The organism is Streptomyces sp. NPDC048483, assembly GCF_040651455.1.
In the GTDB taxonomy this organism is placed as follows: domain Bacteria; phylum Actinomycetota; class Actinomycetes; order Streptomycetales; family Streptomycetaceae; genus Streptomyces.
This window is the reverse complement of sequence record NZ_JBEZJZ010000021.1, coordinates 66,758-80,177: the sequence shown is the minus strand read 5'-3', so window position 1 is coordinate 80,177 and position 13,420 is coordinate 66,758. Positions and strand designations below refer to the sequence as shown.

Sequence of the window (13,420 nt, the reverse complement as noted above, 5' to 3'; positions counted from 1 at the left end):
GCCCCGCCCCGCTCCCCTGCCGTCACCACGCGATGCGGTACCCCGTAAGCCAGTTGCCGGCGCCCGCACCGCCGCGCTCGGCGGGGGACCGGCGCGCCGGGCGGCCCGCCGCATCGACGGACGTGGGCCGGGCCATGCCCGCGCTGGCCGCGACGAGCTTCTCGACCCGCTCCCGGCGCAGCCCGTCGTACGCGGCGAAGGCGCTCCGTGCATCCGGCCGGTCGCGCAGGCAGGTGGCGAGGACGATGCCGTCCTCGATGGCCATCGAGGCGCCCTGGGCGGCGTTGGGGGCGGCGGCGTGGGCGGCGTCGCCGATGACGACCATGGTGTCGGTGTGCCAGGCGGGGGTGCTGGCGATGTCGTAGGAGTGGGCGGCGGTGATGCGGTCGTCGGCGGTGGCGCGGACGAGGGCGGCGGCCGGGGTGCCGTCGCCGGCCAGGAGTGCGGTGAGCCGTTGGCGCCATGCGCCGGGGGGTACGGCGGCCGGGCCGGTGCGGTCCCGTTCCGGGCCGGGGACGCTGGCGAACCACCACACCTCGCCGTCGGGGGCGCGGGTGCAGCCGAAGAACGCCCGCTTGCCGAAGATCATGGTGTAGGCGTCCGGCGCGGGCGCGGCCGTGGCGTCGCGGGTGTAGCCGCAGACGGTGATCCGGCCGGTGTAGCGGGGCCGCGGCGCGGCCGGGTCGATGAGGCCGCGGGTGACGGAGTGCAGGCCGTCCGCGCCGATGAGGATGTCGCCCTCGGCGGTGCTGCCGTCGGCGAACGCGGCGACCACCCGCCTGCCGTGGGCCGACGGTACGCTCTCCGCGCCGATCAGCCGTTTCCCGTGCCGCATGGATATCCCGCGGCGCGCCGCCTCGGCGTGCAGCACATGGTTGAGGGTGGCCCGGCGCAGGGTGCGCGGGCCGAGCTCCGTGCCCCGTTCGGTGCCGGCCAGGCGCCGCTCCCCCAGGTCTTCGCCGCGCTCGCCGATGAAGGTGACACGGTGTGCGGGAAAGGAGTTCGCCACGACCGGGCCGTGCGCGTCGATCAGCCGCAGCGCTGCGAGGCCATTGGCGAAGACGATGAGGAAGGCGCCGACGTCGTCCGCGCCGGCCGGATATGCCTCGTAGATCTCCGCTTCGATGCCCGCCTTCTGCAGGGCCATTGCGGTCACCGCGCCGGCGATGCCGCCGCCGATGATCAGGGCTCGGGTCAGGGATGTGGTCATGCCGTCGGTCCCCCAGTCGGTCCGCCCGTCCGCCCGCCTGCCGGGCGGAACCGGCGCGCGGGTGGTGCGGCCCCGTAGGCCGCACCACCCACCTTGAACCCGGCGCGCCGGGAGAGCCAGGGCCGGTACGCGCGGGGCTCAGCCCGCCGCGTACACATCCTCGATGTAGCGCCCGGCGGCGGTCAGTTCGCGCAGCCAGGCCTCGGATTCCTGGGCCGAGGCGCCCACCGCGGCGCCGTGCAGTTCGCGGAAGGCGGCCCGCACACCGGGTGCCATCCGGCTGCCGTCGCCGCAGACGTAAACCCGCGCGCCGGCCTGGAGCAGCTCCCACACCTCGGTGGCCTCGGCGGCGATGCGGTGCTGGACGAAAAGGTGGCCGCGTTCGGGGCGGGCGCTGAAGACCGGGCGGAGGGAGACGGCGCCGGCCTCCTGTGCGGCGGTGAGCTCCGCGGCGTGGAGGAAGTCGCCCTCGGGGTCGTCGCAGCCGAAGTAGAGCCGGGCCGGGGCCTTCTGGCCCGCGGCGACGCGGTCGGCGACGGCACCGCGGAAGGGTGCGAGGCCGGTGCCGGCCGCGATCATGATGACGGGGGTGGGGTCGGCGGGGTCGAGGCGGAAGGCCTCGCGGCAGGGCTGGACGCGGGCCAGGACGGTGTCGCCGGGTCGCAGGGTGTGCAGATACGTCGAGCCGGTGCCGCCGGGCAGCAGCGAGACCATCAGGTCGGCGTGCCGGTCGTCGGCGGCGGGCGAGGAGGACAGGGAGTAGTGCCGGGTGCGCAGCGGCGGCAGCAGCTCCAGGATCGTCGGCCAGGGCAGTGCGCCGCGCAGCGCCGGGTGGGCCTCGATCAGGTCGAGCAGGGTGCGCGGATCGTCCTCGGTGAGGGCCTCCAGCGCCATCCGCTCGGGCGGGCAGGGGTTGTGGGCGGCGAGCAGGGCGGTCTGCTCAGGGGTGGGCCGGGCACCCAACTCCAGGTGATGGGTGAGGAGTTGGCGTACGGGCAGGGGGCGGTCGACGGGGAGGGTGTCGCGGGCGGGGCGGCCCGAGCGGAGGGCGAGGACGGTGTCGAGGTCGACGCCCAGCGCATCCGCGGCGCGTTCGACGGCTGCCGGGGTGTTGGCGGGGAGGACGGCGAGGTGGTCGGCGGTGCGGTAGGTGACGCCGTCGGGCAGCGCGATCCGCAGGAAGCGCTTGGGGCGCGGCCAGTCCCGGGCCGTGAGGTCGTAGGCCTCGGTGACGGTCATCTCGACGAGGTCGTGCCGGGCGGCGAGCGCGTCCAGGGGCCCGCCGGTGACCTCTGTAACGGTGTAACAGGTGTCCTCGGTGGCCGGTGCGCCGGCGCCGATGCTCGCCGGGTCGCCGTAGCGCGCGAGGAGCTGGGTACGCAGAGCTGCGGTGAACTCCTTGACGGTGCCGTTCAGGTCACCGGAGGCATCGGCCTCGGCGCGCGGCACCAGGCGCTCGGCACCGAGCGCGTCGAGACGGTCGTCGATGAGGGTCGGCACATGCTGGTAGGTCGCGGCCCAGTTGCGGTCGCCGACGCCCAGAACGGCGTACGGGACGCCCTCGGCGGCACCCTCCGGCGCGGTCCGCAGCCACCCCACGAAGGCGGCCGCGTCGTCGGTGGGCTGCCCGTTGTAGGAGGCGGCGACGATCGCCACGGGCCGGTCGGCGGGCAGCCCGCCCGCGTAGGCGTCCAGCGGCGCCACCTCGGCGGCGAAGCCCAGGCCGGTGGCCTCGTCGGCGAGCCGCTCCGCGAACTCGCGGCAGGTGCCGTAGTTGGTGCCGTGCAGCAGGAGCAGTCCGGTGCCCTGCGGGACCCGGGTGGGCAGACCGTCGTCGGTCGCGGCCTCTTCGCCGGTGGCGGCGGCCCCGCCGCCCGGGAGGACGGCGAGCGCGGCGCGGGTCGCGGCCCGGTCCGCGGGCGTACGGGCGGCGAGGGTGAGCGTGAAGTTCTCGGGCTTGAGGGTCAGCGTCTCCTTGATGTGCAGCTGGTAGCCGCTGTGGTCGATCAGGCGGTAGCGGTGCACCAGAAGGGCGAGCAGCATGGTCGCCTCGTGCAGCGCGAACTGCCGCCCGATACAGGCGCGTTCACCGGTTCCGAAGGGCTTGTACGCATGCGGGGAGCGGGCCGCCTCGGCCTCCGGGGCGAACCGGGAGGGGTCGAAGAGGTCGGGGTTGTCGCCCCAGGCCGCATCGCGGTGCAGCATCGGCGTGAGGACGGTGACCAGGTCGCCCTTCCGCAGCGGGTGGCGGCCGCCGAGCAGGGTGTCCGTCTGGGCCTGGCGGGTGAACGCGGCGGCGGTCGGCCACAGCCGCAGCGCCTCGTTGAGGACCTGCCGGGTGTACGGCAGCCGTCCGATGTCCTCGAAGGACGGGTCGGGGTCCGGGTCGTCGCCCCACAGCTCGTCCGCCTCGCGCTGGGCCAGCCGCAGCGCGACCGGGTCCTTCAGCAGGTGGTAGAGGGCGAAGGAGAGCGCGCCCGAGGTGGTCTCGTGGCCGGCGATCAGGAAGGTGATGACCTGGTTGCGGATATTGGCGAGGTCCAGCGTGGGCCCGCCGGCCGCGGCGCCGTCGCCCTGGTCCCTGGAGCCGAGCATCAGGCCCAGCAGATCGTCGTCGCCGTGCTCACCGCTCGCGGTCCGGGCGGCGATGACCTCGTCGACGACGGACGCGAGATAGTCGGCGTCGGCGTGGAACGCCGCGTCCTCCGCGGCGTAATCGCCCCCGGCCTTACGGCCGAACTTGGCCCCGCTCCACTGCAGACAGCGCACCATCGACTCGACGAACGGGTGCGGGGTGTCCCGGGCGAACGACTCGAAGTCGAAGCCGAAGCCCGCCAGCCCTATGGTGTCCAGCGTCATCCGGGTCATGTCCTCGGCGACGTCGAGGGCCCCGCCGTCGGCGACCCGGCGGTCCCAGGCGGCCATCACCCGGCGGGCTACCTTGAGCATCGCAGGGTGGTACGTGCGCATCGAGCCGAGCGCGAAGGCCGGCATCAGCACCTCGTGCGCCTTGGCCCAGTTCGGCTCGTCGTTGTAGGCGGTGAACAGACCGTCACCGGCGAACTCCCGGACGTTCTCCAGGATCACCGACACGCCCTTGGCGAAGCGGTTCTCGTCGGCGAGTTCGGTGACCAGGTCCAGCGAGGAGACGAACAGTGTCTCGCGGTCGCCCAGCCGGCGCCGGAAGACCGGGCCGTGGACCCTGGCCAGCTCCATGGCCTGCTGGAGCGGCGTCGAGGTGAGACCGGCCGCCGTGATGTCGGCAACCGGAATGCCGTCGTCGGCGGCGCGTGCGTCGGTGTGGAGCGCGATGGTGTCGGTCATGCCTCCAGCGTGACCGGCCCGGTGTGCGGGTCAGGACCGGGTCGCTGCATGATTGTGCAGTGGTTTTTCGCCACTCGCTCTTGCGCACGGACCGAAGAAGGGGCAATGGACAACGGGGCTGCCGAGGACACCGCCGATACGTGCCCGAACGGGTCCGCCGCACCACCCGACCCGGCCGGGCCGTACGCGGCGGGTCCGTGGCGCAACTATTTCCTGATTCTGCTCGACCGCATCCCCACGCCGATCGCGGTGTGCAACGCCGAGGGCGAGGTGCTGATCGCCAATCCGGCGATGGCCGAACAGTGGGGTACGAACCCCGGGCGGCTGCGCGGCCGCAATCTGCTGGACCTCTTCCGGCCACGCGCGAAGGAACAGCTGTACCGGATCGCCGAGGCGATCCGGCTGGGCCGCCGCTCGCGGTACCCGGTCGAGGTGCACTGGCGGTCCGCGTCCGACGGGGCGGAGCGGGAAGGGGAGCTGACGGTGGATCCGGTCGGCGATGCCTCCGTACAGCCGCCCGCGCTGCTGGCGGTGCTGCGGGTCGGTGACACCGGTCCGCCGCCCGCGCCGCGCGGCACGGCCAGCCCCATCGAGGCCCGCATCCTGGCACTGGCCGCCGGCGGCGCGACCACGGCGTCGATCGGCACGGCACTGGGCCTGACGGTCGACGGGGTGAACTACCACCTCACCCGGCTGGCCCGCCGCTGGCAGGTACAGGGCCGTACCGCGCTGGTCGCCCGCGCCTACGTCCTGGGCGTACTGGCCCCCGACACCTGGCCGCCCGCCCCCGCCTGACCCGGCCCCGCCCCTCCGCCGTACGGGACGCGGCGGCGCGGCCCGGGCACGCATCAGCACGCACGTGCGGTTAACCTCCCTGCTGTGGACGACAACGAGAGCACCCCCGCCCCCTTCGAACGCGGAACGGACGGCCCGAAGGTCATCGTCGTCGGCGTCGACGGCTCCGACTCGTCGTGGCGCGCCGCCGCGTACGCGGCCGGGCTGGCCCGGCGGCAGGGGTCGAAGCTCGTCCTGGTCTATGTGCAGCCGGTGATGCCGGCCGGTGCGGCGATGGGTGCGCCGGTCATGGACGCGACGAACGAGGTCGCCGAGGAGCTGATGGCCGAGATCCGCGCGGCGACGGACCGGCTGCAGGGGATATACGACGTGCGCTGGGAGTTCCACACCCTGCGCGGGGACCCGTACAACGGCATGGTGCAGATGGCCGATGAGCTCAAGGCCGATGCGGTGGTGGTCGGCGCCTCCGAGTCGGCCGGGCACCGCATCATGGGGTCGGTCGCGGTCCGCCTGGTCAAGGCCGGGCGCTGGCCGGTCACCGTCGTCCCGTAGGGCCTGTCGTGTGGGCGGTCGCCGTGCCGGGCGCGCGACGGAGGATCACTGGAAACTGAGCCGGTGAGGGTGGGTCAGGTCGGTCGGGCAGGTGAAGATGCGCATCAGCCCACGCCCGAGGTACACATCCGTCGGCGTGCTGTTTCCCCTGGTTCCTATGGCCTGCCGGTCTTCGATCGGCACCCAGCTCAGTGAGCCAAGGTCCCACTCGCGATCGGCTACGGTCAGCATCGGCCGCATAGCGGTGCCACAGGAGGAACAGTCCACCGGCGCCGGGTCGGTGAGGTGCCATGAGGCGAAGCCACCGGCCTTCCAGCCCGGCGGGATGGACAGGTCGTGCTGGTAGGTGAGTTCGTACTCCTCGCCTTCGGCGTACTCCTTCCCGCTCTCCTCGGCGGCATCCAGAAGTTCCTCTTCCCAGGCATCGATCATCTCCTGCAACGCGTCCCCCAGCAGGCCGACGTACTCATGCTCGATGATCTGTTCCGGGTGGAGGACACAGGGGCTCGGCACGCATTCCGCCCGCCCCACGACGGCCGGCTCCGGGATGTCGGTAAGGACGTCGGTCACATCCTGCGAACGCCGCCATTTCACCACCACGTCCATGGTCCGGCGGGGGCCGTGGACTTCAAAGGGGCACCACAACACCTGCAGCAGGTCGTACCCTTCGGGGCCGATCAGGTCCGGAACATCACAGACGTACAGCTGGGCCGCGGCGAGCAGCGGGATCGGGTCGCTGTCGCGCAGATCGGGAGCGTGCAGACCGGGCTGGAGGCCCGCGAGGATGCCGCGTTCCTCCTCGGAGGGTCCGCGCTGCGGGTCCCTGCGCCATGCTTCGTCGAGGATCCGGCGTTCGAGCCGGACGTCGGCCGGCCGATGTCCACGGCCCTTCTCATGGACGGCCCGGCACATCGGCCACGGCTCGTCGGCCGGCCACAGGAACGGTCCTGCCACCGAGCTCTCGTGAGGCCCCGGGCTGCCTTTTCGGGGATGCAGGCGGGTGCCGGTACGGCGATAGCCGCTGAGTCCCGGGAAGAGGGCCTCGCTGTCGACCGGCCGCTCTGGTGTCGTGCGCGCCACTCTTCCCCCCGTTCACCTTCATCTTCACCCCTCGTCGCGGATGTTACCCGCGAACGCGCTGCCCGCACGGTCGTCCCCGTCCCGGCCGGCCGCCCGACGATCCGGACGCAACGGCCCGGCCGTAGGGCACCGGCCGCTCCGCTGGTGGGCCGGGCCGGCCTGAGGCACGGTGGAAGTGGACGGGCGGAGCGCCGCCCCGGCCGAGGGAGACCATCGTGACCGATCGCACGTATCGCGTGACCGACATCGTCGGTACGTCCCGGCAGAGCGTGGACGCCGCGATCAGCAACGGCATCAAGCGCGCCTCGCAGTCCCTGCGCAACCTCGACTGGTTCGAGATCAGCGAGGTCCGCGGGCACATCGTCGACGGCGAAATCGACCACTACCAGGTCGGTCTGAAGGTCGGGTTCCGGTTGGAGGAGGCCGATTGAGCCGGTAGTGACACCCCTCCCGTGTACGTCTCCCGGCGAGTCCCGGCTGTACTAGGGAGTCGCCTTCCTCGGGCGCCCGTAAGGGTCCATGATGATCCGCCGTCGGACCACGACGGAGTACGGAGGGATCACGCATGGGCCTGCGCGCGGGACAGGGCGTATTGCGCCGGAAGCCGATCGAGCACATCGAGGAGCCGGAAGGCGCGGCGAGCCAGCAGCTCACCCGCGCACTGGGCCTGTGGCAGCTGACCGCCATCGGCGTCGGCGGCATCATCGGTGCGGGCATCTTCACGCTGGCCGGTACGGTCGCCAACGGGAAGGCCGGCCCCGCCGTCCTGATCTCCTTCCTCATCGCAGGCATCGCCAGCGCCGCGGCCGCCTTCTCCTACGCCGAATTCGCCGGACTGATCCCGAAGGCGGGCTCGGCCTACACGTACGGCTACGCCGTGCTGGGCGAGCTGGCGGGCTGGTTCATCGGCTGGGACCTGCTGCTCGAGTACACCGCGATCGTCGCGGTGGTCGCGATCGGCATCTCGGGCTACTTCGGCTTTCTGCTCGGTGAGCTGGGGCTCGATCTGCCCGCCTGGATGCTGGGCGCACCGGGTACCGGACCGGGCCACCGGGTGGACCTCTTCGCGGCGGTCCTCTGCCTCCTGATCGCCTACCTGCTCACGCTCGGCATCAAGAACGCCGCGCGCTTCGAGACGGTCGTGGTGGCCTTGAAGGTCCTGGTCGTCATCGTCGTGATCGCCGTCGGCTTCTTCCACGTCAAGAGCGAGAACTACGAGCCGTTCTTCCCGTTCGGGGTGAGCGGCGCGTTCACCGGCGCGGCCACCGTCTTCTTCGCGGTCTTCGGGTACGACGCGATGAGCACCGCGGCCGAGGAGTCCAAGGACGCCCAGCGCCACATGCCCAAGGCCATCATGTACTCGCTCGCGATCTCGATGGTGCTGTATGTGCTGGCCTGCCTGGTGCTGACGGGTATGCAGGACTACAGGTCCATCGACCCGGAGAGCGGCTTCTCGACGGCGTTCAAGTCGGTGGGCCTGACCGGCCTGGCGGATGTCATCGCGGTCGGCGCGATCATCGGGATCCTGACGGTCATGTTCACCTTCATGCTCGGGGTGACCCGGGTGTGGTTCTCGATGAGCCGCGACGGACTGCTGCCGAAGTGGTTCGCCAAGACCAGCCCCAAACACCATGTGCCGACCCGGGTGACCTGGATCGTGGGCGCCGCCTCCGCCGCCATCGCCGGCTTCCTGCCCATCAGCGAGGCCGCCGAGCTGACGAACATCGGCATTCTGCTGGCGTTCGTGGTGGTGTGCATCGCGGTGATCGTGCTCCGCTACAAGCGCCCCGACCTGCCGCGGACCTTCCGTACACCGGGCATGCCGGTGGTCCCGGCGATCGGCGTCTGCTTCTCGATCTGGCTGATCACCTTCCTGGAGTGGCAGACCTGGGTGCGGTTCGCGGTGTGGTTCCTCATCGGCCTGGTCATCTACTTCACGTACTCCTACCGGCGGTCCGAGCTGGCGAAGACGGAGCATGAGGTGCCCAAGACGGGCAACGGCCGCTGACCCCGCCACCGCCGTTCAGCGACCGTTGATCCCCGGTGGACAGGATCGGCCTCTCAGGTGCACAGCACCGACAACGAGAGGAAAACCTATGGCTGTCGTGACGTTCGGCGAGCTCGTGTGCGTCAAGCAGGAGGACTGGAACGGCAAGGACGACATCTACATCACGATCAACGGGAAACAGGTCTACTCGACCCGGATCGGCGAGGGCGGCAAGCGCAGCATCAACAAGGCCTTCCCGTACGAGGGCGACGTCGCTCGCGTCCGCATGTACGAGAGCGACGACCTTGGTGACGACGACCTCCTCGGCGAGCAGATCCCGCTGCTCGGCCACGGCGAGATGAAGTTCACCGAGGATGACGCCCACTACACGCTGACCTACGAGCTGACCGTGAAGTAAACCGGCCTCGCCGGGCCACACTGCGCCTGCGGCACGCACGTCCCTTCGGGCCGGACGTCGCCGCGGGCGCGCGGCATCGCTCGCGCCGAGTGGCGCAGGCTCACCACCGGAGATGCCCTTAAGGAATCCACTTCTCCCACAGCACCCACCGGAGCCGCTTTCGGAGGTGATAGCGGCGCAGCCACCAGGGCAACCGCCGGCGCGCCACGAATGTCGCCACGTCGTCATCGGCCACATTGCCGCGCGGGCAGCGGCGCAGCAGTTCCATGCAACGGCGGTCGACGGTGCCGTGCAGTCGGGCGGTGTGGGCGAGGGCGAGCGTGCCCGGGTAGAGGAGTTCGTCATCCGCTGTCTCCAGCGCCGTTTCGATGACCCTGGCGACCCTGGGAAGGATCGCCGCGGCATCGGGATGGGTCAGGGCCAGCCCGATGATCGCGACGCGCGCCAGCTCCTCGCCCCGGTCGAGGGCGGCGTCCACCTCTTCCGGGCGGTCGGTGCCCATCAGGGCGGAGCTGTCCTGCCAGTTCATGCCCCGGCCGGACGCGGCACGGTCGAGCAGGAACTCCTGCCGTCCGGCGGCCAGTTGACGGCGATCGGCGTCGTCCGGGGCGTGGTGGGCGAGCACGAGATGGTCCCAGATCCGGCGGTCGCGTGCGTCATCCTCGACCAGCTCCCGGCATACGGCGTCCAGCTCGGGGGCGTCCGCCCCCAGGGCATGGATCCGGGCGAAGTCCTCGGCGGGCGGGCCGAGGTCGCAGCGGCGCAGAAAGGCCAGCTCGACGGTGTCCTCGGCGGTGAGCCGGCCATTGAGGTGACCCCAGGCGAGTTCGGACACCTCGAGAGCGACGGCGTACCGGACGAACTCGGCCGGAAGGAGGAGGGGTGGGGTGGGCGGGTCGTCGGTCCGGTCCGGTGATTGCACGGCGCGAGCCTAGTTGCTCCGGCCCGGACCCTTGACGTGCACCTGGCCGGCGCCAAGAATGACGCGCTCCGACAACGTTGTCGGCCCTCGGAGGTTGTGAACCCATGTCATGGCTCAGTCGTCACCGGCCGCGTACCGCGGGCGCGGTGCTGGCGGCCGCCCTCGTCGGGGGCACGCTCGCGGCGCCCCCCGCACAGGCCCAGTCGCCCGACGGCCCGCTCACCGATCTGGTCAACCCGTTCATCGGCAGCCAGAACGACGGCAACACCTACCCCGGAGCCGCCGTCCCCTTCGGCATGGTGCAGCTCTCCCCCGACACCGGCCACACCACCGGCTACGGCTACGACGACCACCACATCCGCGGCTTCAGCTCCGTCCATGTCTCCGGCGTGGGCTGCGGGCTCGGCGGCGACCTGCCGGTGCTGCCCACCACGGGCGACATCACCGAGACCGACCATGCGAAGTACGCCGCCGCCTATCGCCATGACGACGAGTCCGCCCGCCCCGGCTACTACCGCGTCGGGCTGACGTCGTACGGCGGGATCACGGCCGAACTGACCGCGACCGCCCGTACCGGCAAGCAGCGCTACACCTTCCCGGCCACCGACAAGGCCAATGTGCTGCTCAATACGGGCCAGTCGCTGCACAAGACGGTCTCCACCCGCGTCGAGGTCCTGGACTCCCGCACCATCCGCACCGCCATCACGGGCCGCGGCTTCTGCCAGGACACCAAGCCGTACACCGTCCACACCATCACTCGCTTCGACCGGCCGTTCGCGTCGTACGGGACGTGGGACGGGGACAAGGTGACGGCCGGTTCGAGGGAATCCACGGCAGGCGGGCGGCACGGGGCGTATGCCCGCTTCGACACCCGTGCGGACCGTACGGTCGAGGCGACCACCGCCATCAGCTACGTCGACACGGCGGGCGCGGCCCGCAATCTGCGTGCCGAGGGCGGGCGTTCCTTCGACCGTACGAAGGCCGCCGCGAACGCCGCCTGGGAGCGGCGCCTGGCCCTGGTGAGAACGCAGGGCGGCAACACGACCCTGCGCCGTACCTTCTACTCCTCCCTCTACCGGTCCTTCCTCGCGCCGAACATCGGCAGCGATGTGGACGGCCGCTATACGGGCTGGGACCGGAAGATCCACCGGGCGAACGGTGTTGCGTACTACCAGAACTGGTCGCTGTGGGACACCTATCGCACCCAGGCGCAGCTTCTCGCCCTGCTCGCACCGCGCGAGTCCCGTGACATGGCGCTGTCGGTGCTGCGGATCGAGAGGGAGAGCGGCTGGCTGCCCAAGTGGGGCTATGGAACGGTCGAAACGAACATCATGACCGGCGATCCGGTCACGCCGTTCCTCACCAATGCCTATCAGCAGGGGCTGTTGCGGGGGCGGGAGGCGGAGGAGGCGTATGCGGCGCTGAAGAAGAACGCCGACGGGGTGCCGCCCGCCGATTCGCCGGCCCTGGGGCGGGAGGCCAACGTCCCGTACCTGAAACACGGCTTCGCCCCGTACATCAAGGGCCGCCCACACACCAAGCCAGGCGACTCCGACTTCGACCACGGTGCCTCGGCGACCCTGGAATACGCCCTGTCGGATGCGATGCTGGCGCAGATGGCGCGCGATCTGGGCCATCGGGCGGACGCCGACCGGTATGCGGCCCGCGCGCAGAACTACCGCAGGATCTTTGACGGTTCGACGGGCTTCTTCCGGGCCCGCGATGACCGGGGCGCCTTCACCGGGCCCGCCGATCCCGCCAAGAGCGAGGGCTTCCACGAGGGCACGTCCTGGCAGTACCAGTGGCTGGTGCCGCAGGACCTGCCGGGGATGATCAAGCTGATCGGCGGGAAGGACAAGGCGGCCGAGCGTCTTGACTCCTTCTTCGCCTATCAGGAGCTGCTGAAGGACCCGGAGAAGACGGCCCGCACGGTGTGGGTGAACGGTCCGTACGACTACTACAACGCGGACAAGTACAACCCGCAGAACGAGCCGGATCTGATCGCGCCGTACACCTATCTCTCGGCCGGTCAGCCCTGGAAATCCACGGATGTGGTGCATGCGGCGCTGACGTTGTTCACGGACTCCCCGAGCGGTATGACCGGGAACGACGACCTGGGGACGATGTCGGCGTGGATGGTGCTCTCGTCGATCGGGGTGTTCCCCGTGCAGCCGGGGACCGACAGCTGGGGGTTGAGCACGCCGGTCTTCGACCGGGTGGATCTGACGCTGGACCGGCGGTACTTCCCGGCCGGGCATTTCACCCTCAAGGCTCCGGGGACGTCGTCCGCGAAGCGGTATGTGCAGTCGGTCCGGCTGGACGGCGCCGAGCGGGACCGTACCTACCTCACCACCGCCGATCTGCGTGCGGGCCACGAACTGGCCTTCTCCGTAGGGCCGAAGCCGTCCCGTTGGGGCACCGGCGACGAGGCGGCGCCGCCCCCGGTGGGCACCTCAGCCCGGCAGCAGCAGGCCGACCGCCGACGCTGAGACCGCCACTGCCGAGACCAGCGCGGTGACGGCCCGCCCCCGTGGGCCGGTCAGCGTCCTGCCCAGTGCGGCTCCACCCGCGGCCAGGAACAGCTGCCAGCTCACGGAGGCGGTGATCACGGCGGCCACGAAGGCCGCATGCCCGGCGGGGCCGGCTCCGGGGCCCGCGCCTCCGGCGAGCACCAGCGCGGAGAAGTAGACGATCGCCCAGGGGTTCACCAACGTCAGCCCCAGGAAGGCGAGATAGGCCCGGAGGGGGCGGACCGGGCCGCTGTGCTCCGGGGCCGCCGCGTCGTGCGCGTGGCGGTGGCGCAGGGCCCGTACGGCGGTCCGTACCGCCATGCCGAGGAGGATGACCGCGGCGAGCGCGCGCAGCGGCCCCGCCACCGGGGCGACGGCCCGCGCGGCGGCGCCGCCGCCGGCCACCGCGACCAGGGCGTAGCACCCGTCGGCGGTCCCCACCCCGAGCGCCGCCGCCGCGCCGACCCGGAACGACGTCCGGGCCGTCATGCTCACCAGCAGGGCCGCCAGTGCGCCGACGGGCACGGCCAGCGCATAGCCCGCCCACAGGCCCGGCAGAAACGACTCGGTGAAGAGGTCCGGCAGCGTCTCGGTCATGACAGCGAGCATCGGCGACGGTCAC

The 13,420-nt window shown here is 71.5% G+C and carries 11 protein-coding genes; 6 read left to right on the top strand and 5 right to left on the bottom strand.

The window, feature by feature from the left end; genetic code table 11:
- Positions 1-22: 22 nt before the first annotated feature.
- Entirely contained in the window at positions 23-1,210 is a 1,188-nt protein-coding gene (locus tag AB0D04_RS14260) for an FAD-dependent monooxygenase (RefSeq protein ID WP_362702735.1), read from the bottom strand.
- A 138-nt stretch (positions 1,211-1,348) separates the two neighbouring features.
- Entirely contained in the window at positions 1,349-4,534 is a 3,186-nt protein-coding gene (locus AB0D04_RS14255) for a cytochrome P450 (protein ID WP_362702733.1), read from the bottom strand.
- Positions 4,535-4,639: 105 nt separating this feature from the next.
- Here AB0D04_RS14255 and AB0D04_RS14250 point away from each other — a divergent pair, with 105 nt between their 5' ends.
- Entirely contained in the window at positions 4,640-5,329 is a 690-nt protein-coding gene (locus AB0D04_RS14250) for a PAS domain-containing protein (protein WP_362702731.1), read from the top strand.
- Positions 5,330-5,413: 84 nt separating this feature from the next.
- A complete protein-coding gene (locus AB0D04_RS14245) occupies positions 5,414-5,881 on the top strand; it encodes a universal stress protein (RefSeq protein WP_362702730.1) in 468 nt (155 codons plus the stop codon).
- A gap of 45 nt (positions 5,882-5,926) precedes the next feature.
- Here AB0D04_RS14245 and AB0D04_RS14240 read toward each other — a convergent pair whose 3' ends face one another.
- Positions 5,927-6,835: a hypothetical protein gene (locus AB0D04_RS14240; RefSeq protein WP_362702728.1), complete on the bottom strand. Its 909-nt coding sequence runs from the start codon at positions 6,833-6,835 to the stop codon at positions 5,927-5,929.
- Positions 6,836-7,176: 341 nt separating this feature from the next.
- Here AB0D04_RS14240 and AB0D04_RS14235 point away from each other — a divergent pair, with 341 nt between their 5' ends.
- From AB0D04_RS14235 to AB0D04_RS14225, 3 genes are all read left to right on the top strand, one after another.
- Positions 7,177-7,392, top strand: coding sequence for a dodecin (locus AB0D04_RS14235; protein ID WP_362702726.1), 216 nt, complete (start codon positions 7,177-7,179; stop codon positions 7,390-7,392).
- A gap of 134 nt (positions 7,393-7,526) precedes the next feature.
- A complete protein-coding gene (locus tag AB0D04_RS14230; RefSeq protein WP_362702725.1) occupies positions 7,527-8,969 on the top strand; it encodes an amino acid permease in 1,443 nt (480 codons plus the stop codon).
- An 88-nt stretch (positions 8,970-9,057) separates the two neighbouring features.
- Complete coding sequence (locus tag AB0D04_RS14225) at positions 9,058-9,366, top strand: hypothetical protein (protein WP_362702724.1); 309 nt, start codon at positions 9,058-9,060, stop codon at positions 9,364-9,366.
- Between the two features lie 118 nt (positions 9,367-9,484).
- Here the strand turns inward: AB0D04_RS14225 and AB0D04_RS14220 are convergent, their stop codons facing one another.
- The gene (locus tag AB0D04_RS14220; protein WP_362702723.1) at positions 9,485-10,288 is read right to left on the bottom strand and encodes a hypothetical protein; all 804 of its coding nucleotides are present in this window, start codon (positions 10,286-10,288) and stop codon (positions 9,485-9,487) included.
- Positions 10,289-10,392: 104 nt separating this feature from the next.
- Between AB0D04_RS14220 and AB0D04_RS14215 the strand changes: the two genes are divergently transcribed.
- Complete coding sequence (locus AB0D04_RS14215; protein WP_362702721.1) at positions 10,393-12,777, top strand: GH92 family glycosyl hydrolase; 2,385 nt, start codon at positions 10,393-10,395, stop codon at positions 12,775-12,777.
- On the opposite strand, the gene AB0D04_RS14210 is transcribed toward AB0D04_RS14215, so the two are convergent.
- A complete protein-coding gene (locus AB0D04_RS14210) occupies positions 12,742-13,395 on the bottom strand; it encodes a LysE family transporter (protein WP_362702720.1) in 654 nt (217 codons plus the stop codon). The genes AB0D04_RS14215 and AB0D04_RS14210 overlap by 36 nt on opposite strands.
- Positions 13,396-13,420: the final 25 nt, after the last annotated feature.